This is a genomic window from Carnobacterium mobile DSM 4848 (assembly GCF_000744825.1).
GTDB classification, from domain to species: Bacteria; Bacillota; Bacilli; order Lactobacillales; family Carnobacteriaceae; genus Carnobacterium_A; species Carnobacterium_A mobile.
This window is the reverse complement of record NZ_JQMR01000001.1, coordinates 1081628-1107370: the sequence shown is the minus strand read 5'-3', so window position 1 is coordinate 1107370 and position 25743 is coordinate 1081628. Positions and strand designations below refer to the sequence as shown.

Here is a 25743-nt window from a genome sequence, read left to right as displayed (position 1 = left end):
TTTTTCTGATATGCGATAAATTAATCAAATAAAGCAGGACAAATAAAAAAATTAAGGTATAATACAAAAAGTGAGAAGTACCAACAAACATATCACTTACTATTGATAACCAAAAGTGATATAATACAACAAAAGAGGTGAATAAACACAATGACAGTAAAAGATGTGAACCAAGAGATCAGCTGTGAAACTAGACAAAGAGAAATTTGTCCAAAGTTCGAACACACTTTTTCTATTTTAGGGAAAAAATGGATGGGTCTAATCATCGATGTATTGTTAGAAGGCCCTCAACGTTTTAAAGATATTGCAGCAACTATTCCCAATGTTAGTGATCGTGTATTAGTGGAACGCTTAAAAGAGTTGGAACAAGAAGGACTGGTAACACGGACAGTCGATCCGAAAGCAACGATGCGTGTTGCTTACAGTTTGACTAAAAAAGGCGAAGATTTAAGATCAGTGATGTATGAAATACAAAATTGGGCGGATGAATGGATCTGCGTAAAGAAAGATTAATTTTTCGAACAATCCTTGACTCACTCGCACCAGTTGGGTAGACTGAGTATGAAGCAAAATAATATGGTAAATAAAAACGATGACGGAAAAAAGTAATTTGGACTTGATTAGTTAAGAGAGCAAATGCCCTGGGTTGTAAGCATTTGTCTAATCGACCAGACGAAGGTTCACTTCCTGAGTTGACTTTGGGAGTTACGTTTAACGTAATGAAAAAAGTTCCGGTATACACCGTTATGTAATCAAGTGTGGATTTAGTTTCTGTAAATCCAAACAAGGGTGGTACCGCGAATCGAAGCCTCGTCCCTTTTAGGGATAAGGCTTTTTTTGCGTCCAAAAACAGATAAAATAAAGCAGTAAAAGAAGGAGAAGAAGCATGCAGATAAAAGATAAATTAGATACATTAAAAAAAGAAGCACTGGAAAAAATTTCAGCAGCTGCAGAGTTGGCGAAGTTGGATCAAGTGCGCGTTGCTTATCTAGGCAAAAAAGGTCCCATTACTGAAATTCTTCGAGGAATGAAAGATCTTTCAGCTGAAGAACGGCCGGTCGTCGGCTCGATTGCTAATGAAATCAGAGATGCCATTGCCGTTGCGATAGAGGAACGAAAAAGTGTATTAGAAATGGAAAAAATCAATCATGATTTAGCTAACGAAGCTATTGATGTGACATTACCGGGAAATCCAGTACCTGAAGGTCAGTCGCATGTATTGACTCAAATCATGGAAGAAATTGAAGATTTATTTATCAGTATGGGTTATCAAATCATTGAGGGACCTGAAGTAGAAGAAGACAGTTACAATTTCGAGCGGATGAATTTGCCAAAAAATCACCCAGCCCGTGATATGCAAGATACTTTCTATATTACGGATGACATTTTATTGCGGACGCATACCTCTCCGGTACAAGCAAGAACAATGGACACACATGATTTTTCTAAAGGCCCGCTAAAAATGATTAGTCCAGGGAAAGTTTATCGCCGCGACAGTGACGACGCGACTCACTCACACCAATTCCATCAAATCGAAGGTTTGGTTATTTCAAAAGGCGTAACAATGGCGGATTTAAAAGGCACATTGGAAGTTTTTGCGAAAAAATTGTTTGGTGCAGAACGTGAAATCCGATTGCGTCCTAGCTACTTCCCTTTTACTGAACCTTCTGTTGAAGTGGATGTTAGTTGTTTTAAATGTGGCGGAAAAGGCTGTAACGTCTGTAAGCACACAGGTTGGATCGAAATACTGGGCGCCGGAATGGTTCACCCGAATGTGTTGGAAATGTCAGGAATTGATGCAGCTGAATACAGCGGATTTGCGTTTGGTTTAGGACCAGACCGTGTGGCAATGTTGAAATATGGGATTGATGATATCCGTCATTTTTATCAAAATGATATACGATTCTTAAATCAATTCAAAGTAAAGGAGTAGAATGATGAACGTATCTTATCAGTGGTTAAAAGAATATTTAGACTTAACAGATATTACACCTGAGGAACTGGCAGACAAGATGTCTCGTACAGGTATTGAAGTTGAAGATGTGGCTATTCCAGAAACAGGCTTGAAAAAAATTGTAGTAGGCTATACTGCAGAAGTAGTGGATCATCCCGATTCTGATCATTTGCATGTTTGCCAAGTCGACATCGGCGAAGCAGAATTGTCGCAAATCGTATGTGGAGCACCGAATATTGCTGCAGGACAAAAAGTCATTGTAGCTTTACCCGGCTCAAGAATCACCGGAAACGTTAAAATCAAAAAAGGCAAAATGCGCGGACAAGTTTCAAATGGCATGATCTGTTCTTTGGAAGAGCTGGGTTATTCTGAAAAAGTGGTACCGAAACAATATGCGGAAGGGATTTACGTTTTGCCGGCAGAAGCTGTTCCGGGAGAAAGTGTGTTTCCTTATTTGGCAATGGACGACGCCATTTTAGAGTTGTCGATCACACCTAATCGAGCAGATGCTTTAAGTATGCATGGAGTAGCTCATGAAGTGGGAGCAATCTACAATCAAAAACCTTACTTCAAAACCTATCATTTGACAGAAGCAGCTGATGAAAAAGTTGAGGATTATATTAAAGTAGCTGTTGAAAACAACTTAGACACACCAAGTTATACCATTCGAGTGATTAAAAATGTAAAAGTAGAAGAAAGTCCATTATGGTTACAAACGAAATTAATGAATGCTGGTATTCGTCCATTGAACAATGTCGTGGATATTACGAATTACATTCTATTAGAGTATGGCCAACCGCTGCATGCATTTGACTATGACAGATTACATTCTAAAGAAATCTTAGTTCGCCGAGCTGAAAAAGGTGAAGTATTAACAACGTTAGACGGAAAAGAACGCAACTTGTCTGTTGAAAATATTGTGATTACTAATGGTGAAAAACCGGTTGCTTTAGCTGGAGTCATGGGCGGAATGGACTCAGAAATTCAAGAAGACACCATAAATGTCGCACTTGAAGCGGCTTTATTCGATCCGATCGCGATTCGCAAAACGGCGAAAGAATTCAATTTGCGCAGCGAATCTAGTTCACGTTATGAAAAAGGCATCAACCATGCTGCTATCACAACAGCCGGAGACCATGCAGCTGCTTTGATAACAGAGTTAGCAGGCGGCACGGTAGTATCAGGACGAGCTGTTGAAAGCACTCTTGAAGTGAAAGATGCGCTAGTCAGCATTACATTGGAAAAATTGAACCGCTCTTTGGGAACTGAAATCACGACTGAAGAAGTGATGGCGATTTTTGATCGTCTTGGTTTTAAAGTAACTGAAACAAATGGGTTATTTGAGGTAGCTGTTCCGCCGCGCCGCTGGGATATTTCAATCGAAGCTGATTTGGTAGAAGAAGTAGCGCGTATTTATGGCTACGATCATTTACCGGCAACTTTACCAGTATCGGAAGCTATTCCTGGAGGATTAAATGACAAACAACGTTTAGTACGTCATACAAGACATTATTTGGAAGGTGCAGGATTGTCACAAGCGATCAGCTACGTTTTGACAACTTCTGAGAAAGCTCAACAATTCATGATGCGCAAAAGTGATATGACTCGCGTAGAATGGCCAATGAGTGAAGATCACAGTACACTGCGGATGAATTTAGTCAGTGGTTTACTGGATAATACTAGCTACAATAGTGCTCGAAAAAATACAAACGTTGCACTTTATGAGATTGGTCATGTTTTTTATAAAGAGGGAGATCGTGTATTGCCCGTAGAAGAGGATCATTTAGCGGGTGTTTTAACAGGTTCTTTAGTGAACGATAATTGGCAGGGAAAAGCAGCTAAAGTGAATTTCTTTGATATGAAAGGAATTCTTGAAGGATTGTTTGCCACGTATGGATTAACTGATCCTGTGTCTTTTGTGGCAGCTAGCGATCATGAAGGCATGCACCCTGGACGTACCGCAACAATTTATCTTGGCGAAGAAGAAATCGGCTTTGCAGGACAAATCCATCCTTTAAGAGCGAAAGCATATGAATTGAAAGAAACTTATGCATTTGAATTGAATTTACAGGCTATCGCAGATGCAGCGAAACATCCGACGATTTATGCTGGTATTCCAAAATACCCAGGAATGACACGCGATGTGGCCTTATTAGTGGATGAAACAGTAACAAATCAAGAATTGACCGAATTGATCCTTGAAAAAGGCGGGAAATTTTTAACAAATGTACGGCTATTTGATATTTACCAAGGAGATAATATTGAAACAGGTAAAAAATCTCTTGCTTACACATTGTCTTATTTAAATCCAATAGATACACTAGTTGAAGAGGAAGTTACTAAGGCATTTGAGAAAGTAATCAAAGCTTTAATCGAAACGTACCAAGCGGTAGTCAGATAAGAAAGAGCAATAGCAAAAAAAGGCTTTGTGCTACTGACAAAGCCTTTTTTTGCTTGCTTTCATAGTGTAAATAGAATTTGCATAAAAAAGATAGCCGTCATAAAATGATTATGGTAAGCTAGTGAAATCTATTCTCGAATTGAACAATAGAATAAAGGAGGCAGAAAATGAATGAAGGGCATTTAAAAAAAGAAGTAACGGGTTTAACGGCTTTGACAGTAGTAGTAGGGACAGTTATTGGAGCAGGCATTTTTTTTAAACCAACAGCTGTAAGCAGCGCAACGGGAGCGCCTGGACTAACGTTGCTTGCTTGGCTTATCGGTGGGATCATTACGATCGCAGGTGGGCTAACCGTTGCAGAAATAGGAACCATTTATCCTGAAACCGGCGGAATGATGATTTATTTAGAAAAAGTATATGGACGCTGGCTTGGCTTTTTAGTCGGCTGGGCTCAAATGATTGTTTATTATCCAGCCAATATCGGTGCTTTAGCTATTATATTTGCAACACAAGTCGGCAGTTTGTTTTTATTATCAGACCAGTATATTGTTCCTATTGCCATTGTGACAGCTATCTTTGTGATGGTCATCAATTTTATGGGAACCAAGTATAGTGGTCGGATTCAAACTACGGCAACTATTTTAAAATTGATTCCAATCGCTGTCATTATTGTGGCAGGTTTATGTTATCCGGGAGGAGGAAGTGTTCGGTTAATCCCATTTTCAGTGTCAAGCCATCCAGTTGCATCTAGTTTAGGTTCTGCATTGGTAGCGACGTTGTTTGCTTATGACGGCTGGATCAACGTAGGAGCATTGGCAGGAGAAATGAAAAATCCTGCTAAAATGCTGCCTAGAGTGATCGTGGGAGGGCTGTCAATCGTGATGGCGGTTTATTTAATGATCAACGTCGCTTATTTATTCGTCTTGGATAGTTCGCAACTTGCAGCTACTGATACACCTGCTGCTTTAGTTGCTGCGCATTTATTCGGCGGTATCGGAGGAAAACTAGTAACTGCGGGTATCTTGATTTCGGTCTTTGGCGGTATGAACGGCTATGCTATTTCAGGCATCCGTATCCCTTATGTACTGGCCACTCAAAAATTATTGCCATTTAGTGGGTGGTTCAGTAAAATAAGCCCGAAAACCAATATCCCTATAAATGGCGGATTGGTTATCTTGATTATTTCTATAGTGATGATTTTAACGGGACAGTTTAATCAATTAACAGATTTGATTATTTTCGTCATTTGGATATTTATTACGTTGACTTTTATAGCTGTCCTGATATTACGCAAAACTCAGCCGGATATAGAACGACCTTATCGAGTTCCTTTCTATCCAATCATTCCTCTGATTGCTATATTTGGCGGATTTTATATTATCGTCAATACCCTCATTGTGCAGCCGCAAAATGCATTTTTAGGTTTGGTTTTAACTCTAGCTGGTATTCCAATTTATTTATTTTGCAGTAAAAGAAAGGACTAAAAATAAAGGGAGTGAAACAAAAAGCGTTTAGACCCGAATCTTCTATCTCGCATACCGTATCCCTAAGCAGCTAAAGCTGCAAGGGCTAAGGCAACTGGAACGAATAACCGCAGTATGGTCACAGACCATCGAGCATTATTCGTGAAGTGGACGTCGGATCTGCTTTTTGGAACACGTTCTAGAATAAACATTCGGATATGCCAAAGAGGTTGAGAATTTTGTCCCAGCCTCTTTATTTTTCTGTGCTTATTTTTTTGTTAAAGCCTAAATTAATTTGAAAAACCAGCAATTTTTTTAGCTTTTTCGGTATTAGCAAAATGAAGCTTAGCGTATTTTCCCAATAAAGATAAGCCGCCTCTCTTTAATAACTTAGCAGCGACTAAATCAACATTGTTTCCTGCTCCAGAAGGAATTTTCAGTTTAGCTTCAGCTGTTAATTCATCTAAACTATTTAAAAATGCATAACGAGCAATGATAGAAGCTGCGGCAACAGCAAGGTGATGGCCTTCGCCTTTAGTCTGAAAGTAAACAGCATCTTTGATTTTTTGCGGCTGGTCTTGAATGTGCTTAAAATAAGTAGCGGGTAATTCAAATTGATCAATTAAAATTGCATCAGGTGTAACTGGCTGAATCTTCATCAGTACATGGCCTAAAGCTTGATTATGAAGAACAGCTTTCATTTTACCTTGAGTCATAGTCGGCTGGATAGCGTTGTATTTTTGCGGCATGACATTGAGCAAACTATACGGTAAAAAAGTAATCAAGTCTTTTGCGACTGTTATAATTTCAGCATCTTTCATATCTTTTGAGTCGCGGACACCTAATTCTTTCAATAAAGGCAGTTGTGATTGATCAACATAAGCAGCTACTACCGATAAAGGTCCAAAGTAACTGCCATTTCCAACCTCATCACTGCCAATAACCGACCAATTGCGAAATCCTGCTGGTAGAGGGGTATTAAGTGTAGAACCGTTACTGCTGCTTTTTTTCGTTGGTTTATTCGTCGCTTTACTTGCCCAAAGTGCTGCTTCCTGTTGTGCTGAATGTCCTTGAAACAAAACTTTTCCGGAGTTGTAAGCGGTGATGTTGACTGCTGCTTTTTTTGCAGCAAAATTACCTCCAGGCGGAGTAGTTGATTTTAAGTAGTTTTGATAATAGCTTTTCATTTCTTTTAGTATTTTAGGTGAAACTGTTAAAACTTCATTTGCCATATTGATTTTCCTTTCATATAACGTAGTGCCATAATTTCTGTTTAAATGTACTTTTCAACTGTTGTTTTTAATCTGTTGATTGAAGCTATCTGTTAAGCCTGAAGTTAGAAAACAGATAATCTCCTTGATTGTTTTTAGAATAAGAGCGGAACAAGTTAAGCTGATTCGCTAAATTATTAGTCGAATTTGTCTTATCAGCACGTGGCTTATTATAGCATATGCAGGTTATCTGCGGAGTGAACAAAGCCGTTTTAAGGCAAAACAAGAAGAATTAAAAGCTATCTTACTGGAAATGAAAAAAGATACCTGAAAAAAGTGTCACTCCTTAGTCTTTCATGGTAAAATAAAGGAAATGTAATTTTTAGGAGGGGTCGCAATGTCTCAAGGTAAAATTCGTTATAAAGCAACCATTGCAGGAAAATCCTACACGATCATTGGTGCAAGACCTGAAGCACATTTAAAAATGGTAGCCGAGACGGTAGATGAGCAGATGCGTCAAATCGAAAATTTATCTAAGGATTTAGATCCAGAAAGACGTGCTGTATTAGCAGCTGTTAATGCAGTTTCTGATCAATACGAAATGCAGATAAAATTGGCGAAATTAGAGAAAAAAGTACACGAGTTAGAGTCTCAGTTAAAACAAATTCAGAACTAAAAACGCATGACTTCTGATTGAAAAGGGTGGAAAAATGATCATGTCAATAGCAATAATAATTATCTTAGCACTAGGGATCTATGGCGGGGCTAGAAGAGGATTAGTTCTACAACTTGTAATGACGATTGGTTATGCAGTTTCTTATGTTGTAGCTGCCCAATACTATAAAACGTTGGGTTCGCATTTAGAGTTGCTGATACCATATCCTGCAGCCTCTGAAGGAAGTCACTTCCAATTTTATAATCAAGCAATAGGGTTCAGTCTGGATCATGCTTTTTATAATGGCATTGCCTTTCTCTTGATTTTATTCATCGGATGGCTTATAACGCGGTTTATGGGCGGATTGTTGAATTCATTAACGTTTATACCGGTATTAAAACAAGTAAATACAATAGGAGGCGCTTTGTTAGCCTTTTTGGTGACTTACGTAGGCATCTTTTTAGTGTTGACTGTATTAACCATGTTGCCAATTGATTCGATTCAATCTGCTTTCGGTCATAGTCGAGTAGCTCAAATGATTGTGGAAAACACACCTGTTTTTTCAAACCAAATTTATAATTGGTGGATCGAAACGGTTATTTAACAGAAATACCACAGTGATTAAAATAAGATAATCAAGAAATCGTTCTTCAATTTTTAAAGGACGGTTTCTTAGTATGTAGAGATAAACTATTTTTTAATAGAGGTGAATAGAATGAATAAGAAAATATTTCAAACATTGGAGTTCACTAAAATCATCCAAGCATTAGCTCGTTTTACGGCTTCTGAATTGGGAAAAGAACAAGCAATGGAATTGAAACCTTCTACTTCTTTGTCGGATATTGAAAAATGGCAAGATGAAACAGAAGACGGGGCCACTATTTTACGTATACGAGGCGGTATGCCGATTCCTAAATTGCAAAATGTTCAACCCCATTTAAAACGCTTGGAAATCGGGGCAGCCTTAAATGGTTTAGAAATAGCTCAAATTGGGAGAATATTGCGCACAACTTCAGAGATAAATCGTTTTTTTGAGACTTTAAAAGAAGCTGGAATCGAATTAAATACCCTCTATCAATTAGCAGAGAGATTCGTTACTACGCCTCAGTTAAATCAACGAATACGTGAATCAGTTGAAGAAGATGGACGTGTATTAGACGATGCCAGCGCAACATTGAAAGGTATCCGAACAGGAATCAAACGTGGAGAAAACGCAATCCGTGAAAAATTAGATAGTTTGATTCGCGGAAAAAGCGCCCAATATTTGACCGATGCAGTTGTTACGATGCGGAATGACCGCTATGTTATTCCAGTAAAGCCTGAGCACCGGAATCGTTTTGGCGGGGTTGTTCATGATCAAAGTTCGACGGGACAAACCTTGTTTATTGAACCACAAGCTGTTGTAGATTTAAATAATCGATTACGTCAGTTGCAGATCGAGGAACGGCAAGAAATTGAACGCATTTTAGCTGAATTATCAAATGAGATTGCACCATACGGCAATGAGATTTTGAATAATATGTTTTTACTTGGAAAATTGGATTTTATTGGAGCAAAAGCGAGTTATGGTAAAAGCATTGAAGCAACTCGGCCGGCAATCAGTGAAACCAATGAAGTCAGGTTGCTGAGTGCACGTCATCCAATGTTGGACCCTGCTGTTGTGGTAGCTAATGACATCTTAATAGGCGGCGATTACCAAGCTATTGTGATCACTGGTCCAAATACAGGTGGGAAAACCATTATTTTAAAAACATTAGGCTTATTGCAATTAATGGGACAAGCAGGTTTACAGCTGCCAGTAGCAGAAGGCAGTCAAATGGGCTTATTTACCGAAGTCTTTGCTGATATTGGTGATGAACAGTCAATTGAACAAAGCCTAAGTACCTTTTCTTCGCATATGACCAATATTGTTTCAATTTTAGATAAAATTGATGAAAAGAGTTTAGTGATTTTAGATGAATTAGGAGCCGGCACAGACCCTCAAGAAGGAGCAGCTTTAGCGATAGCCATTTTAGACCAGATTGGAGCAGTTGGAAGTTATGTGATGGTCACTTCTCATTATCCTGAACTAAAAGCCTATGGATACAATCGTCCTGCAACCATTAATGCTAGTATGGAGTTCAATGTAGACACATTAAGTCCGACTTATCGTTTATTGATCGGGGTACCGGGACGCAGTAATGCTTTTGAGATATCTAAACGATTGGGCTTGAAGTCAGAAATCATTGATTCAGCTAGTCAATTGATTGATAGTGAGAGTCAAGACTTAAATGAAATGATCAGTGATTTAGAAAACCGACGAAAAATGGCAGAAACAGAATACCTTGAAGTTCGTCATTATGTCACGGAAGCAGAACAGCTTCATGTGGATTTGCAAACAGCCGTTCAACAATTTTATGGTGAACGCGAGGATTTATTAAAAAAAGCGCGTGAAAAAGCCAATACAATTGTTGAGGAAACAGAAGAAGAAGCAAATAAGATCATTACTGATTTACGTAAAAAGCAATTGGAAATGCCTTATGGGAATGCGATCAAAGAGCATGAATTAATCGATGCTAAAACACATCTTGCTCAGATGCGGCACGAAGAAGCATTAGCTAAAAATAAAGTTTTAAAAAAAGCGAAAAAACAGCAGAATTTTAAAGTCGGTGATGATGTTCAAGTGACGTCTTTTGGACAAAAAGGCGTCTTATTGGAAAAAGCCGACAATAATCAGTGGGTCGTTCAAATGGGAATGCTAAAAATGAAAATTAAAGAAAGTGATTTGACTGTAGTAGCTCCTGAAAAAGAACCGTCCCGCCGAATGTCAGCTACCGTCCAATCGGCTTCATCTAGTCATGTTTCCCCTCAATTAGATTTACGGGGAGAACGTTATGAGAATGCTTTAGCAGACTTGGACAGTTACCTGGATGCAGCTTTATTAGCGAATTATCCACAAGTTACGATTGTACATGGTAAAGGTACCGGAGCTTTGAGACAAGGGGTGACGGAAGCGTTGAAAAAACATCGCTCTGTCAAAAGTTTCCATTATGCTCCTGCAAATCAAGGTGGAAACGGCGCAACGATTGTAGAGTTTAAAGCATAAGCAAGATAGTAGAAATAATTTCTTTTGTTTGTTATAATAATAAGAGTGAAAGACTTACTATTAATAAGTTTAAGAATTAAGGAGGAAATAATATGGTACAAGTAGTAACAGATACAAACTTTGAAGAAGAAACTAAAGAGGGATTAACCATCACTGACTTTTGGGCAACTTGGTGCGGACCTTGTCGGATGCAATCACCAGTTTTAGAAGAATTAGATGAAGAAATTGGCGATCAAGTTAAATTTGTAAAAATGGATGTTGATGAAAACCCAACTGTACCTGCTTCATTCGGTATTATGAGTATCCCAACATTGCTAATTAAAAAAGACGGAGAAGTTGTTGATAAATTAATTGGCTACCATGGCAAAGAACAACTTGAAGAAGTCATTGCAAAATATAAATAATAATTAAAAAAAGGAAGATGAGATTTTTTTCTCATCTTCTTTTTTTATGGATGAGAGTATGTAAAATACTTTGGGAAAATAGGGAAAGATTAAATATTTATAGCCATCTCTCTTGTACTCGGTTTGGGAGGGATGGAATATCCGATAGAGTGGGTCTAACGAACAAAAGAAGCAAGAAACAAGTAAGAAGTGTTAAGTAGAAATGCTCTAATTAGCAAAAGAAAAAAATCAAGAAAAATGCTCTTATTAAAGGTCTAAAGCTTCGCTGAGGGAGCTTTAGACTATTTGATGTAATCGGCTAAAGCTGGAAGTCTCCTAGTAATTGTGCAGTAGGCTCATTTGCCTGGTACGTTAAGAGATTCATCTCGTAGAATACCAGTACAAGGCGACGAAAGGAGCGTTGCTCCCGAGTCGTATTCCCTATTTTTACGGAGGTCAAGGCGGACTTGTCCGCTTTTTATGAGTTTAAATAGTAGCTTAATTCCTGCTCTAATTCTTTTTTTATTTCCAATTCTTCAATAGCTTCAAGGATAGTAAATCCTTTTTGAATAAAAATAGCTGAATCTTTTTCCGATTGTATTTTTTCTAAAATAATTCCTTTACGTACATAGAGCACAGCCAGCATAATATACTTTGATTCTGCTTTGCAATCTTCAATCAAGGCATCTGCGTGGAGTAGAGACTGTTTAAAGTCTTGGTTTTCCATCAATAAATAAACTAAATTCATTGAAAAAGCCATTTTTAATTCAGTTGCTTCTCTAAAATGACGATAATTATTTAAATCAAGAAGTGCCCGTTTAGAAATGAACAGAGAAGTTTCTGGCAAAAAGAAAAATAAGATGTTGTTTAATAAACGAAGTTCAGTCAAGTACCATTTATCCATTTTTTCGAGCCGGAACCAAACCTTTTCAGCATGAGCATAAGCTAATTTTAAATCATGTGTATGAGCTAAGGTGAGCAGTGCCTCATAGATTTCAACAATATCTTTAATAACAGGGTCGTCATTTTTTAGCAGGTAATTCTCTGCTTCCAGCTTTAATGTTTTTAAAAGAAGAAGATCAGAGTTTGTAGTAACTGAATTAAATTGATAGAGAATTGCTTCTTTGTCACTTAAATGATATTTATTATGAATATAAGAAAATTCTTTGTGCGACATATCTAAATTGTTAAGAATCTGAAAATATTTTGGAACGGTCGTAGTGATGATTTCTGTTTCAAAACGAGTATAAGTAGAGCGACTCATTGCATTGCGGGCTACCACTTCTTGTGTATAACCTTTATTTTCACGGATTTTCTTAAGATCTGGACCAAACGGTTTTTTCTGATTAACCAACTATTTCACCCACTTTTTTCATTTTTAAAAAATAATGTTACTATATGCACATTATACATTAAATTGCATTTCTTTTGGTATACTATATTCAAGAACGGAGGGATTACATGAAGATGGACTATATTAAAGTCTTGAAAAAGCTTATGGCAATCTTACCAGTACTTTGGTTTGTTGGTGGCGGCGGCTAGACGACAACGTCAAGTCATAGTAACCAACTGTTTTCCATAATACTTGCTGGTAAATTACTCGAGAGGTAAAGGAATGTATTTGGAGGATAGGAGGAGTTGCATATTCAATTTAATAAACAGCAAAGAACTTCTACACTTAGTAATTACAGATGGTGAACACATTACAAGCCTAAAGTAGGAGGGGAAATCATCAGCATGAAACAAATAAATGAAGAATACGCCTATATTATTGAAGGAAAAGATGCGAAAAATATCTTGCAAATAGTTAAGGAAGATTTTATAGAAAATGCAGATGGTATGCTGGATTGTCCCCTTGATGGTGTTTTGAGAAGACACAATCTCTCGCTGGCTGATTTAAATAAGATGAAAGTAACGCGATTATTATTTGTTAGACGTGAAAATCAATTAATGATTACGTTAAAAATCATCAATTTAGATATTAACATTTAAAGTAAAATGAAGGATTTTATCTTAATGCTCCCCTGTGTTGAGATAAGTCCCATAGAGCATCAATCTTTGGAGAGAGATTGATGTTTTTTTGTGTTTAATTTTAACTGAAGATCAGTTGTAGGGAACGCGTATGTTTTGTTAGAATGGAGTGAGGAGATCCTTGTGAGGAGGAAGAAAATGAAAGCCATGTATATACCCACAGAAGACGGCTATTTGTTTTGTAAAACTAGCGGTAAAGGGAAGCCATTGCTTTTGCTGCATGGAAGCGAAGAAAATCATGAAATCTTTAAATACCAAGTGCCATATTTTAATCAGACTTATCACGTTATTGCATTAGACAGCCGGGGACATGGTCGTTCTGATCATGGAAGAACACCGTTGTCTTTCGAAAAAATGGCCAAGGATATCTTATCTGTTTTAGATTATTTGAAGCTTGAACGAGTCTCTATCATAGGGTTTAGCGACGGAGGGAATTTAGCCTTATATTTAGCCAGTCACTACCCAGCAAAAGTAGAAAAAATGGTACTTGTCGGTGCTAATTTTAAGGCAAATGGGTTAAGAAAAAAAGATTTTCTTTTTGTTCAATGCCACTATTATTATTTAAATAAGTTGGGGAAATATAGTGAACGTCAGCGTAAACGTAAAGAAATTATTGATTTAATGTGGCATCAGTTGGATTTAACAGAGGAAGATTTAAAAAAAATCACAATTCCTACACTTATTGTAGCAGGAGAACAGGACGTCATAAAACCGCAGCATACTGAACAAATGCACCAGTTGATAAATACTAGTCAAAAAATTATTTTTCCAGCAGCTACACATTTTTTGATGCTGGAAAAACCAGCAGCGTTTAATTCAATGGCCGTACGCTTTTTTACTGCAAATAAATAAGCAAAGAAGGAGAACAAGATGAAATTTAAAACAAAGCATGATCTTTTTTTCATTATTTTATTTTCGTCCAATAGTTTTTTATGGTTGATTGCTCTTGTTGTTGCACGTTCTCTCTTGCCGCTTAACCAAGCGATTCAAGGCATATTAACGCTAGTTTTAGTCTTAGCTGTTGTTAGTTGGCTTTCTGCCAATTATTTTATTGTTTACGAACTTCAGCAAAATGGTTTAATTATACGGAATGGGCCATTTGTGAAGCGCATTTCCTACAAACAAATAGACAGGACTGAATCGGTACAGTTTAAGTTGGCAGATGTAATGACAGGGAATAGAGTACTCTCTTCAAAAGAAGGCGTTATTCTTTATTACACAACTAACTTTGGAAAGAAGAGTATCAAACTATCGCCAATGGACAAAGAAGTATTTTTAACGGAACTAAGTAAAAAAGTTCAAAAATAGAAAACAAAAAGCAGAAATAATAGGAGGTCTGAGTTGATAGACTGATTTTTTTTTCAACCATAAGACAATAAAATAACACAAAAAAGGACTAGATTAGATTACACGTTACGTAACCTGATCTAGTCCTTTTACTGTTAGAGTGAGCTATTTGCGGTTTCCGAAAATGCGCAAGATGCCTAAAAACAGATTGATGAAATCAAGGTAAAGTTCTAGGGCACAAATGATTGCGAGACTGCTTACTGTAGTCGTTTCGCCATATTGAGCATAAATCGCTTTACATTTTTGTGTATCATATGCTGTTAGTCCAGTGAAGATGATAACAGTAATAATCGAAAGAATAAAGTCAGCAGTTGAACTTCTCAGTAAAAATAAATTGATCACTGAAGCAATAATCAATCCAATCAACATACTGAATAAGATACCGCCTAGTTTAGATAAATCTCTTTTTGTGATAAAACCAATGGCGCTCATAACAACAAAAAGTGCAAAAGTAGAGATAAAGGCATTCAAAATACTGGCTTCAGTGTACATCAATAAAATAATAGCAAGAGTCACACCGTTAACGATCGAGTAAGCAATGAACTTTGTGGCATAATTAGCTGTATGCTGCATTTTTTCAGGGTTAAAGCGAAAACTGAATACTAAAACGAGTTCTAAAATAATAAATCCATAAGCAGCCCATCCATTCGTAGCTTCCATTAAATTCCAAAAAGCATTAGCTATTGGAGAAAAAGTATAAAGGATGGTATAGACAGTTACAGCACTGAGTAAAATTCCCCCTGCCATCCAAGCGTATATTTTGGACATAAAACTGGGAAAACTACTTTTTACTTCTAATTTTTCTTCCTTCATTTTAATTGCCTCCTAACTTTTGTTGATTAATAAAAAAAAGGTTTGACAAATGTATCATACGTAATTAAACGAATTTCGTCAAATAGAAGCTATTAAAAAAGCAAAAAGAAGAGATGCAGTAAAGGATATAAATTAAAAAAGAGGTATGTTAAACTATAAAAGAATAGTAAGAGTAAGATAAAAGCTTAATGTGATTTGGAGGAGATAACATGTTGGAAGTAAGGAATCTCAAGAAATCTTTTGGGTCTTTAACAGCAGTTGATAATATCAGCTTTACGATTCAAGATGGAGAAATAATGGGTATGATCGGGCAAAATGGAGCTGGAAAAACAACCACTTTTCGTTTAATTTTAAATTTCCTAATGGCTGATCAAGGAGAAGTATTATGGAATGGACGTCCTTTGAAAAAAACAGATTACAATATTATCGGTTATTTGCCCGAAGAACGCGGCCTATATCCTAAAGTAACGATTGAAGATCAAATTATTTATTTTGCTCGACTACGAGGAAAAACAAAAAAAAAAATCAAACCTTTAATTGATGATTGGATGAAAAAGTTTGAAGTTAAAGGAAAGAAAACAGATAAGATCAAATCACTTTCTAAAGGAAATCAACAGAAAGTCCAATTGATTTGTACATTGATCCATCAACCTAAATTAATTATCTTAGATGAGCCTTTTAGTGGTCTCGATCCAGTCAATGCCAGCTTGCTAGAAGAAGGGATCAAAGAATTAAGAAAACAGGGATCGTGTGTTATTTTTTCCAGCCATAATATGAATAATGTAGAAGAAATTTGTGATAACTTAATTATGTTGCGGAACGGAGCAATGGTGTTGGATGGAACCGTTCGTGAGATTCGTGAGCAATTCGGTCGGACAAAATTATTCCTTGAAACAGGCATTCCAGATGAAACGCTGAGAACGATGCCAGGAGTTACGAATCTTAAGAAAACAATGGATGGCTTGACCGTTCTAGATTTATCGGACCCTGCTTATGGTCATGAGTTGTTTGAGCTTGTAACTAAAAACGGCTATATTTCAACTTTTAGTCAACAACCCCCAACGTTGGAAGAAATATTTAGATTGAAAGCGGGTGTGCCTAATGAATAAGTTTGCGATTATTGTAGAAGAAGTTTATAAAAAAAATGTAAAATCAGTCGGTTTTATTTCAATGGTCTTATCGCCAATTGTTATTTTATTAATCATAGGAGCAGTCATTTATTTTGTCGGGTCTTCTTTTAGCGAACCACCTACTATCGCATTGATTACAAACGATCAAGACATTCGCACAGCTTTAGAGTCTGAAACGGAAGAATTTAAAGTAGCCAAAAAAGTTACCTCTATTGCAGAAGCCGAAAAACAAATGAAAGCTGAGAAATTGGATGGTTATTTAGAGATTGCAATAGAAAATGATTCAATCAACGGGAATTATGTACATACATCATCAGGCCAGTCGTTGGATCTATCTTCTTTACAGTCGGTATTGTCTGTTACTCAATTGAATCGGACGGCATCTCAATTAGGGTTAACAGAAGCAGAAGTAGCAAAACTAATGGCACCGCCTAAGTTGGATGATAGAGTCATCCGTTTTGAAGGAGAAAATATTACCAGTCAAAATGATCAAGATACTTCTATAAAAATGTGGAGTGCCTATGTTGTGGGTATTGCAGTATTTATTTTTATTATTAATTACGCTAGTATTATTGCTCAAGAAATAGCTTCGGAAAAAGGAACGCGCATCATGGAAATCATATTGTCTAGTGTTAGTTCATCAGTCCACTTTTTTGGGAAATTAGTGGGAATCTTATTAGTTTGTTTAACGCAAGTTGTTATTTACGGAGTTATTGGACTAGTTGCTTATCAATTTGGGCAATCTTTTGAACCTGTTCAAAATGTTTTGCAGGGGATTGATATTAAAGAATTGCTGCAGGGCCTGTTGGGATATTCAATTATTTATTTTGTTTTAGGGATTATTTTATACGCTGCAATAGCAGCCTTCTTAGGTTCGCTTGTTTCAAAAATTGAAGATGTCAATAAAGCAGTAACGCCACTGGTATTTCTTTCTATGATCGGCTTTTACGGTGGGATGTTTGCCTTTGCTAGTCCGACACAAATGATTGTTAAAATCGCTTCTTATGTTCCATTTTTTACCCCAATGATCATGCCTTTTCGAGTAGCAAGTGAAACAGTTTCTACCGCAGGCAACTTATTATCAATTGGGTTAATGGTTATTTTTACAATTTTGTGCTCTTATGTGTCCCTTATGTTATACCGTTCTAACGTCTTGGTTTATTCAGATGCGGGAATGTTTAAAACCATGAAAGCGTCGTGGAGCACCATGCGCAATGAAAAAAAGAAAGAAGCTTAAAAATTGAAACAAACACAGCAGAGTTGAGACGAAAAGTCTCATTCCTGCTGTGTTTTTTATTTCTTTTTATGTTTTGCGGATCGTGAAGGCCATTCATCAAAAACAGAAGGGGCTTCCTCTTTTAAAGGATGTTGCTCTTCTAAAGCTTGCTCATCAAGAACTTCTTCCACTGTTTCATCAATAGCTTGAGCAACTGGATCAGCAAAAACCTCATCTAGTTTTTCAAGTGCGGTTTCTTCGTGTTCATCTGCAGAAAGTTTTTCCTTATCTGTTTGGTTGAAGACAAAATAAGTATCTGGTTTAGCAATTGGGCTTAGGTCTTTGGTATCTTGCTGTAAAGTAATCAAGACGCTTTTTGCTTTTGATTTTATCTCGTAGATAGCTTCGGTATAAAGACTTTCTTGTTGTTGAATTTGTTCGGCTAAAAAACCAGCTTCCAAATTAAAACTAGGCTCTTTCACCATTGCTAACCGGTTTTCAACTACAAAGCCAGAAAGTCGGAAAATGACTTTGTTTTTATGGTGGCTATCTACTGTTAAGGTGCCGAACCCTGCTTTTTTAAAGAAAAGGATTGTATCCTGCTGATTGTTTAAAGGATATTGTCTGGCTAGCTCTTTACCGGCCCAATAAAGGATTTCATTTGTTTCCTGACCTAATAAATTGGGAATCAGCGCATCACGAATTAAAGTGTAACTGAATAATGAATCATTTCCTTCAACAATGTTTAAATCAACTGAATTTCTTTGGTCGTTCATTGGTTTTTATTCACCTCTCTGTTTTTCCTAATCTATTATAACGTGGAATGACAGAGAAGCCTATCTTTTTGTTAGGATGCTTATCGGAACTTAATAGAAAGAGTAAGTATTTTCTTATTGTGCTTGAATTTTTCTTGAAAAAAAGCGAAGATAGAGATAAGAAAAAATTGACTTTAAATAAAGGTTGTTAAATATGAAAAAACAAGCAATAGGATTTATTGATTCAGGTGTAGGAGGATTGACTGTCGTTAAAGAAGCTATGCGGCAATTGCCAAATGAATCCATTTATTATGTCGGCGATACTGCCAGATGCCCGTATGGTCCGAGACCTGAAGATCAAGTAAGAAAATTCACTTGGGAAATGACACATTTTTTATTGGATAAAGATATTAAAATGCTCGTGATTGCCTGCAACACAGCAACAGCAGCTGCGTTAAAAGACATTAAGAAAAAACTTGCGATTCCGGTTATTGGAGTGATTTTGCCAGGAAGTCGAGCAGCTATAAAGGCTACTCACACTAATCGAATCGGTGTGATCGGAACAGAAGGAACAGTTAAAAGCAATCAATACAAAAAGATGATTCATTCGAAAGACACTAAAGCACTTGTTACCAGCTTAGCTTGCCCTAAGTTTGTTCCATTAGTTGAAAGCAACGAATACAGCAGTGCCATCGCTAAAAAAGTTGTGGCCGAGACATTGCGGCCATTAAAAAATGAAGGGCTAGATACGCTTATCCTAGGCTGTACACATTATCCTTTATTGCGTCCGATTATTCAAAATACGTTGGGTGACTCCGTTACATTGATTGATTCAGGTGCGGAAACGGTTAGTGAAGTAAGTACGATTCTAGATTATTTTAACCTAGCTGTGGATAGCCAAAATAAAGAAAAAGCAGAACGCAATTTCTATACAACCGGTTCGACACAAATGTTTCATGCGATTGCTTCTGAATGGTTGCAGCTGGATGATTTAGCTGTAGAACATATTACTTTAGGATAAAAAATTTGTTTAGAATAGAGGAGAAAAATGCGAACAAATACACGAAAAAATGATGAGCTTCGTTTAGTGACAATAGAAACAAATTATTTAAAACACCCTGAAGGTTCTGTGCTGGTATCTTTTGGCGATACAAAAGTAATCTGCAATGCGACTGTTGAACCTAAAGTACCGCCCTTTATGCGGGGACAGGGAAAAGGGTGGATCCATGCAGAATATGCTATGTTGCCTAGAGCGACAAATACGCGGACAATTCGTGAAGCAGCTAAAGGAAAATTAACCGGAAGAACCATGGAGATCCAACGACTGATTGCTCGTTCTTTGCGTTCTGTTATTGATTTGGAGAAGTTGGGTGAGCGCGCCATCACGGTGGACTGTGACGTTATTCAGGCTGATGGCGGCACTAGAACGGCCAGCATCACTGGAGCTTTTGTTGCGTTAAAAATGGCTATTCAAACGTTGCTGGACAGTGGTCAACTGACGGAAGATCCTGTTAAAGAAAATATAGCAGCTGTCAGTGTAGGGATCACAAAACAAGGAGAAGCTGTTTTGGATTTGGATTATCTAGAAGATAGTTCAGCAGCAGTTGATATGAATTTAGTCATGACAGCTAACGGCGAGTTTTCTGAACTACAAGGTACCGGAGAAGAAGCTACATTTTCTACTGATCAATTAATGGAAATGTTGGAATTGGGTAAAAAAGGGCTAAATGAATTATTCCAAATTCAAACGCAAGCCCTTAAAGAAAGCAAAGTGAAAAAAGCCATTCAAGCACCGGTTATGACGGATACTATTCTAATTGCTACTAAAAACCCTGGGAAAGCGCGCGAATTTGAAGCATTATTTGCAAAAAAAGGATTATTGGTTAAAACACTGCTTGATTATCCAGAAATTCCTGAAGTAGAAGAAACAGGAACAACGTTTGCCGAGAATGCCTTATTAAAAGCCGAAACAATTGCTGCTACCTTAAATATGATGGTACTGGCAGATGATTCTGGGTTGAAAGTCGATGCATTAGAAGGAAGACCTGGCGTATATTCAGCTAGATATGCCGGCGAACCTAAGAGTGATGCTGCAAATAACGCAAAATTATTACATGAATTGGCTGATTTTCCACCTGCAGAAAGAACTGCTCAATTTCATTGCACTTTGGCATTAGCTTATCCTGGAAAGGACAGCTTAATTGTTGAAGGAGAGGTCGAAGGAAAAATTTTAGGTGTTCCTCGTGGGGCAAATGGCTTTGGCTATGATCCATTATTTTATGTAGCAGCTCAGGAAAAATCAATGGCCGAATTGTCAGAAGCAGAAAAAAATAAAATCAGCCATCGGGCAATTGCTTTAGCAAAATTAGAACAAGTATGGGACGAGTGGATAGAAAATGAAATCATTAAATGAGGTGAAGGAAATGAAAGTGCTAGTTGTCAGTGATAATCATGGAGATCGTGATGTTTTAGTTGATTTGATCAAACAGTATAAAGGAAAAGTAGATGCAATGATCCATTGTGGGGATTCAGAGTTGGAAGCTTCAGATTCGGTTTGGCAAGAGATGATGCCCGTCAAAGGCAATACGGACTTTGATCAGTCTTATTTGACTGAACGTGTAGAAACTATTGGTAAAGAACGGATTATGTGGGTGCATGGACATTTACATGATGTCAAAAATTCAATGCAGACACTAGTACAAGCTGCAAAAAATGCTCAAGCAGGTTTTGCTTTTTTTGGCCATACCCATGAACTAGGTGTAGAAATGATTGAGAACATCCTTGTGCTAAACCCAGGAAGTATTTTATTGCCGCGTGGCGCGCATAAAGTTAAAACATACGCATTAGTAGAAACAGACGGTCAATTGGTTCATGTAACGTATTACAATCGATTGCATCAACCGATTGTGGAACTTAAGCGTACATTTACCAGATCCAAATAAAAAAACCTCTTAAAGAACTGAGGCAAACAAAAATAAGAGGATAAGTGGTGTTTTACTATCCATTTTTAGAGTTTTCGCGTAAAATGAATGTGGAGTTCATTATAGAGGAAGGAATCTTGTAGACATGATAGGCAAAGAAATAGGAAAAATGTTATTAGAAAACCAAGAAAATTTTTTGATTCCAGCAGAGCGTGTAGCACATATTCAAGTGACCAATCGCTTGGATCATGCTTTATTAGTATTAACCAAAATAGGATACAATGTTATTCCTGTATTAGATGCAGAATTTAAAATTAAAGGCTTGATCTCAATGTCAATGATCATCGATGCGATTACCAGTATTAAAGATATTGAATTTTCTAAATTAGGTGATATACGAGTTGATGAAGTCATGCAAACAGATTTTGCGGTAATAAATAATCCATATGACTTAGAAGAAGTTCTTCACTTACTCGTTCAAAATTCATTTGTATGTGTAGCTAGTGAGGATGACAGTTTTACTGGCATCGTTACGAGGAGCGAAATACTTAAAGCCACAAATCATATTGCGCATGAATTTGAAAATAAATACGATGTAAAACGTAAAGTTGAATGTGTTTAAAGAAATAGAAAAAGCTAGCTAACAGGTTTAAAAACCTGTTAGCTAGCTTTTTCTATTTAACGATGAGGTAAAATAGAGCCATAGCGATAAAGCAAATGCCGCTGATCATAATAGTCACACTAGCTCCCAGTGTGGCGATCAACCCACCGATAATAGGGCCCAGCATAGTTCCGACACCTTGAAAAGAAGAGATAATTCCCCAGCTTACATTTTGGTCGTCTTGATGGATGTTCCCAGCAACAAATGCATTCCAAGAAGGCAAATAAGTAGTATAGGCAATCGCCAACGCGACTACCATCAAAAAGACAAATTTTAAAGAAGAAGTAGTTGTCAATAAAATCAAACCTGATCCGAACAGAACAAAACCGCTAATAAACATGCCTTTAGTTTTTAAATAATCTGTCAAACGCCCTAAAGGAATCATCAAAACAGCGGCCGTTATCCCGGCGGTCATAATCAATAAGGTATAGTAATTGTACTCAAAGTGCAAGTCTTGTAAGACAAATGTAGGTAAAATCGGAATCATCATTCCGACAGCAATACTTTGCAGCAGTGTACCGGGCAGTATTTTCCGGCTTCTTTTTAACACGGTCAAGGCTTGCGTTAGAATGTCTTTAAAAGTTTGATTTTCTTTTCCTGGATTAGGGTGTTCACCAGAAAGGTAAAAGAAAATAAAAGCTGCCACAATTAAAAAAGGCAATAACCAATAGGCAAAAAGCAAATAAAGATTCATTAAGTAATTCATTAATATTACTCCGCCAGCAATACCTACCAGCCAACAAAAGTAAACCAACCCCATATTGGAACCTCGTGCACCGCTACTTGCTTTAGCTAAAACAATAATCCAAATTGGGCAAGCCCCTAACCCCAGCACGATAGCAGCAAGAAGAACAGAGAAAGAATTAAAATGAAGTACAGGTACAAGAATCAATACCAGCAAGCACATCACTAAAGAAAGAGAAACAATTCTTTTAACTCCAAATCGATTCATTAAAAAGCCGACTTGGAAATTGGAAAAAGCATCGCTGATGAAATGCAAGCTAACTGCCAAACCAACAAAAGCAACAGAAAACCGATTGCCTACAGCCGATTGAACCGGTAAGTAACTGATTACGTAAGCTGCGCGTACGTATTCAATTAACATTAATGAAAGAAGTAAAAAAATAAATTCTTTATCTATAACTAATGAATTCTTTTTCATTATCGTTCTCCTTTGAAGAAGTACTTTTTTCAATAGTTGTTAAGACGTTATCAATAATGACAGCAGCAGCATAAGGATAAAAATGTTTTTTCATATTTTGTTTTAGTTCACTTACAGCTGTTGGGTTTTTTAATAAGTGAAGAACAGCAGGAACAATCTCACTTTCTTGCTGAGTCATAATGGCCATACCTTCTTTTTCGAATAATTTAGCATTATCTAATTCTTGTCCTGGTACAGCAGGTGTTAAAATTAACGGGGTTTGAAGGGCAATAGCTTCAGAAAGCGAGATGCCGCCTGGTTTAGTAACCATAATATCCGCTTGTTTCATAAGATTTGCCATATCTTCAACATAACTTAAAATGGTTATAAAAGGCTTGGATTTAAATTGCTCTGTCAGTAACTCATAAAGTTCTTTGTTCTGTCCGCAAACAACGGTAATGGTTAAATTTTCTTGAAAACTCAGTTCTTCAATCAAGTTAGGAAGCTTTTTTAAGACGCCAAATGCCCCGGCAGAGACCACTAAATGTTTAGTTTGGTTCTCATTCTGTAAAGTATCAGCTTCACCCATGCCGAGTTGATAAAACCGTTCCTTGATTGGTATTCCTGAAACTGTTATCTTTTCGGGACTGATTTCAGATGCCACTAATTCGTCTTTTAAAGAATCACAGGCAACAAAAAAGTGATCGATTTCATTTGAGAGCCAACGTGAATGCAAACAAAAATCAGTCAAAACATTTACAAATGGAATGTTTTGTTTGTTTTTTTGTTTGTAAATAGGCAAGGCTTGCATGGGGAAAGTATTGATTACGGCATCAAAGCTATAAGTATTCATTAATTGATTGATGCGGACATAGCCATAGCGATCAATAATACGGTCGATACGGAAATCCGTCAGCCGTGCATCTGAATTATAATATAAAAAGCCATAAATACTTTGTCCTTTAGTAAAACTTTTAAGATAAAGTTGCTTAGTAACATTAGTCAATATAGGATGAGCTTCATAGAACAAGTCAGAAACGACAATATCAGTAATGCCCCTTTTATTAAGTTCAGCAACTAAAGCACGAGTGACTTCAAGGTGTCCGTTGCCGTAGCTTCCTGTTAAAAGCAAAATTTTTGGGGATTTCAACACGTTTATCCATTCCTTTCATTCGTAGAAACTAGGCTGTTTCTTTTCAACTTGAATCATTCTCATCAGAAACATATAGAAAAAGCCCGTTAGTTCCTTTAAAGAAAACAAATATAACATTAGTTTATTTCCTTGAGTCAGAAAAGTCTATGCGACTTTTGACTGAAACAAGGCTGCTTAGCTTACCAATTTAAGATTATACCATATCCTAAGATGGATAATTTAAAATAGTAGATGGAATTTCGATTCCTTGTTCAGTCAGCGCAGTTACGTATTCTTGGAAAAAAATGTTTTGAATAGTAAATTGGCTGCCGTTAAGCGTAAAAATAATAATTCGAATAGCTAAATGCCCATTCCCAATATCTATCAATCCTAAATTGTTTGGCTCTTGTGTAATTTCTGGATGCAGCGGAACTAATCGTTGATTTACTTGGTCAATAATTGTGTTGACCTTAATAATATCCACATCGGGCAGTAGACGGATATCAATCTGAGCTCGCATGTCTTCTCTTGATTTATTACTGACAATGGTAATGTAACGATTTGGAACGAAATTTAAAGTACCATCAAAACTTTTAACAGTAGTTGTTTTTAGATTAACATCGACAACTGTTCCAGATACTTCATCAAGTGTAACAACGTCTCCAACATCTACTTGCTTTTCAAGCAGAATGAAAAAACCATTCACAATATCACTGACAAAACCTTGAGCACCTAAAGACAGAGCCAGACCTATAACACCAGCACCGGCAAGTAATGTACCAACCGGAATACCGACTGCAGATAAAAGGGCGTAAGCAAGAAAAAAACCGATCACTGAATTAAAAAGATTGTGGGTAAGGCGGTCTAATGTAGCTAACCGGTTCAAAGAAATATCTTTCTTTTTGCGATAATTTTGAAAAGTTTTATTGATAAACAGGTTACCGATTTTTTTTAGAATCAAAAAAACAATTAAGAAAAAAATAATTTGAATGGCTTTAGCGATACCAGTAGCTAAAATACTATTCCAGTTGATATCATGCCAAAATTTCATAAAAAAAGATGTTTGTTCTGCCACGGAATTTACTACTTCTGTCGTAACAGAACTATCCAGTTGGTTCTCCATAGTAAAACTCCTTTGCTAACAATTTAAAAAAACTAAGTAACTATTTTTAATCATAACAAATTAACAAAAGAAAGGAAAATAAACCAGCATTTTTTTTTACGATTCAGCTATATTTTTGATGTACCTTTAGATTGAGAGGAAAAGGAGACAACTTCATGTTTTTTTAGTAATCGGTATCATATTATTTGAAGTGATAAAAATTTAATGGTATTCTAAACATGAAATAAGATTTAATGTTTCTAAATTAAGGAATTGCTTAGCGTAGTGCGAAGTTTTTTCCTTGTAGGTGCACTAAATTATAAACCAGTAAACTGGAGGAAG

At 36.8% G+C, this 25743-nt stretch carries 24 protein-coding genes, 1 pseudogene and 1 other annotated feature; of the genes and pseudogenes, 18 read left to right on the top strand and 7 right to left on the bottom strand.

Annotated elements, in window-relative coordinates:
* Positions 1–150: 150 nt before the first annotated feature.
* From BR87_RS05120 to BR87_RS05105, 4 genes are all read left to right on the top strand, one after another.
* Entirely contained in the window at positions 151–513 is a 363-nt protein-coding gene (locus BR87_RS05120) for a winged helix-turn-helix transcriptional regulator (RefSeq protein WP_035029514.1), read from the top strand.
* A 70-nt stretch (positions 514–583) separates the two neighbouring features.
* Positions 584–821: a binding site (T-box leader), on the top strand.
* Between the two features lie 65 nt (positions 822–886).
* Complete coding sequence (pheS, locus tag BR87_RS05115) at positions 887–1933, top strand: phenylalanine--tRNA ligase subunit alpha (protein ID WP_035029511.1); 1047 nt, start codon at positions 887–889, stop codon at positions 1931–1933.
* A gap of 4 nt (positions 1934–1937) precedes the next feature.
* Positions 1938–4355 carry a phenylalanine--tRNA ligase subunit beta gene (pheT, locus tag BR87_RS05110; RefSeq protein WP_035029508.1) on the top strand — a complete coding sequence of 806 codons (2418 nt, stop codon included), beginning with the start codon at positions 1938–1940 and terminating at the stop codon, positions 4353–4355.
* 167 nt (positions 4356–4522) lie between these two features.
* Entirely contained in the window at positions 4523–5839 is a 1317-nt protein-coding gene (locus BR87_RS05105) for an APC family permease (RefSeq protein WP_035029505.1), read from the top strand.
* Positions 5840–6108: 269 nt separating this feature from the next.
* Here BR87_RS05105 and rnhC read toward each other — a convergent pair whose 3' ends face one another.
* The gene (rnhC, locus tag BR87_RS05100) at positions 6109–7050 is read right to left on the bottom strand and encodes a ribonuclease HIII (protein ID WP_035029503.1); all 942 of its coding nucleotides are present in this window, start codon (positions 7048–7050) and stop codon (positions 6109–6111) included.
* Positions 7051–7426: 376 nt separating this feature from the next.
* Here rnhC and BR87_RS05095 point away from each other — a divergent pair, with 376 nt between their 5' ends.
* The 4 genes from BR87_RS05095 (at position 7427) to trxA (ending at position 11173) form a co-directional block, all read left to right on the top strand.
* The gene (locus tag BR87_RS05095) at positions 7427–7705 is read left to right on the top strand and encodes a cell division protein ZapA (protein WP_035029500.1); all 279 of its coding nucleotides are present in this window, start codon (positions 7427–7429) and stop codon (positions 7703–7705) included.
* A gap of 40 nt (positions 7706–7745) precedes the next feature.
* A complete protein-coding gene (locus BR87_RS05090; protein ID WP_226799700.1) occupies positions 7746–8288 on the top strand; it encodes a CvpA family protein in 543 nt (180 codons plus the stop codon).
* Between the two features lie 111 nt (positions 8289–8399).
* On the top strand, positions 8400–10769 hold the full coding sequence (locus tag BR87_RS05085; protein ID WP_035029497.1) for an endonuclease MutS2: 2370 nt from the start codon (positions 8400–8402) through the stop codon (positions 10767–10769).
* 92 nt (positions 10770–10861) lie between these two features.
* Positions 10862–11173: a thioredoxin gene (gene trxA / locus BR87_RS05080; protein WP_035029494.1), complete on the top strand. Its 312-nt coding sequence runs from the start codon at positions 10862–10864 to the stop codon at positions 11171–11173.
* Between the two features lie 457 nt (positions 11174–11630).
* Here trxA and BR87_RS05075 read toward each other — a convergent pair whose 3' ends face one another.
* The gene (locus tag BR87_RS05075) at positions 11631–12506 is read right to left on the bottom strand and encodes a helix-turn-helix domain-containing protein (protein WP_035029490.1); all 876 of its coding nucleotides are present in this window, start codon (positions 12504–12506) and stop codon (positions 11631–11633) included.
* 383 nt (positions 12507–12889) lie between these two features.
* Here BR87_RS05075 and BR87_RS05070 point away from each other — a divergent pair, with 383 nt between their 5' ends.
* The 3 genes from BR87_RS05070 (at position 12890) to BR87_RS05060 (ending at position 14491) form a co-directional block, all read left to right on the top strand.
* The gene (locus BR87_RS05070) at positions 12890–13144 is read left to right on the top strand and encodes a hypothetical protein (protein WP_035029487.1); all 255 of its coding nucleotides are present in this window, start codon (positions 12890–12892) and stop codon (positions 13142–13144) included.
* A 177-nt stretch (positions 13145–13321) separates the two neighbouring features.
* Positions 13322–14035: an alpha/beta fold hydrolase gene (locus tag BR87_RS05065; RefSeq protein ID WP_051929684.1), complete on the top strand. Its 714-nt coding sequence runs from the start codon at positions 13322–13324 to the stop codon at positions 14033–14035.
* An 18-nt stretch (positions 14036–14053) separates the two neighbouring features.
* Positions 14054–14491, top strand: a complete 438-nt coding sequence (locus BR87_RS05060) for a PH domain-containing protein (RefSeq protein ID WP_035029484.1) — start codon at positions 14054–14056, stop codon at positions 14489–14491.
* 144 nt (positions 14492–14635) lie between these two features.
* Here BR87_RS05060 and BR87_RS05055 read toward each other — a convergent pair whose 3' ends face one another.
* On the bottom strand, positions 14636–15343 hold the full coding sequence (locus tag BR87_RS05055; protein ID WP_035029481.1) for a Bax inhibitor-1/YccA family protein: 708 nt from the start codon (positions 15341–15343) through the stop codon (positions 14636–14638).
* A 209-nt stretch (positions 15344–15552) separates the two neighbouring features.
* Between BR87_RS05055 and BR87_RS05050 the strand changes: the two are divergent.
* The 3 genes and pseudogenes from BR87_RS05050 to BR87_RS05045 all read left to right on the top strand — a co-directional run.
* A pseudogene (locus BR87_RS05050) lies at positions 15553–16243 on the top strand (ABC transporter ATP-binding protein); the annotation flags it as partial.
* Positions 16243–16452: an ATP-binding protein DrrA1-3 family domain-containing protein gene (locus tag BR87_RS13660; RefSeq protein ID WP_425304606.1), complete on the top strand. Its 210-nt coding sequence runs from the start codon at positions 16243–16245 to the stop codon at positions 16450–16452. The pseudogene BR87_RS05050 and the gene BR87_RS13660, both read left to right, overlap by 1 nt.
* A complete protein-coding gene (locus BR87_RS05045; protein ID WP_035029477.1) occupies positions 16445–17710 on the top strand; it encodes an ABC transporter permease in 1266 nt (421 codons plus the stop codon). Before BR87_RS13660 ends, BR87_RS05045 begins: the two co-directional genes overlap by 8 nt.
* Positions 17711–17766: 56 nt before the next feature.
* Here the strand turns inward: BR87_RS05045 and BR87_RS12825 are convergent, their stop codons facing one another.
* Entirely contained in the window at positions 17767–18465 is a 699-nt protein-coding gene (locus tag BR87_RS12825; protein WP_084683566.1) for a YslB family protein, read from the bottom strand.
* 193 nt (positions 18466–18658) lie between these two features.
* Between BR87_RS12825 and racE the strand changes: the two genes are divergently transcribed.
* The 4 genes from racE (at position 18659) to cbpB (ending at position 21987) form a co-directional block, all read left to right on the top strand.
* A complete protein-coding gene (racE, locus tag BR87_RS05035; RefSeq protein WP_035029475.1) occupies positions 18659–19465 on the top strand; it encodes a glutamate racemase in 807 nt (268 codons plus the stop codon).
* Between the two features lie 27 nt (positions 19466–19492).
* Positions 19493–20857, top strand: coding sequence for a ribonuclease PH (gene rph / locus BR87_RS05030; RefSeq protein WP_035029473.1), 1365 nt, complete (start codon positions 19493–19495; stop codon positions 20855–20857).
* A 10-nt stretch (positions 20858–20867) separates the two neighbouring features.
* Positions 20868–21386, top strand: coding sequence for a YfcE family phosphodiesterase (locus BR87_RS05025; RefSeq protein WP_035029470.1), 519 nt, complete (start codon positions 20868–20870; stop codon positions 21384–21386).
* Between the two features lie 124 nt (positions 21387–21510).
* Entirely contained in the window at positions 21511–21987 is a 477-nt protein-coding gene (cbpB, locus tag BR87_RS05020; RefSeq protein ID WP_035029467.1) for a cyclic-di-AMP-binding protein CbpB, read from the top strand.
* 52 nt (positions 21988–22039) lie between these two features.
* Here cbpB and BR87_RS05015 read toward each other — a convergent pair whose 3' ends face one another.
* From BR87_RS05015 to BR87_RS05005, 3 genes are all read right to left on the bottom strand, one after another.
* Complete coding sequence (locus tag BR87_RS05015; RefSeq protein WP_244877033.1) at positions 22040–23188, bottom strand: MFS transporter; 1149 nt, start codon at positions 23186–23188, stop codon at positions 22040–22042.
* Positions 23160–24320: an MGDG synthase family glycosyltransferase gene (locus BR87_RS05010; RefSeq protein ID WP_035029464.1), complete on the bottom strand. Its 1161-nt coding sequence runs from the start codon at positions 24318–24320 to the stop codon at positions 23160–23162. The genes BR87_RS05015 and BR87_RS05010 overlap by 29 nt, the downstream gene beginning before the upstream one ends.
* Positions 24321–24525: 205 nt before the next feature.
* Positions 24526–25422: a mechanosensitive ion channel family protein gene (locus tag BR87_RS05005; protein ID WP_035029461.1), complete on the bottom strand. Its 897-nt coding sequence runs from the start codon at positions 25420–25422 to the stop codon at positions 24526–24528.
* Between the last annotated feature and the right edge of the window lie 321 nt (positions 25423–25743).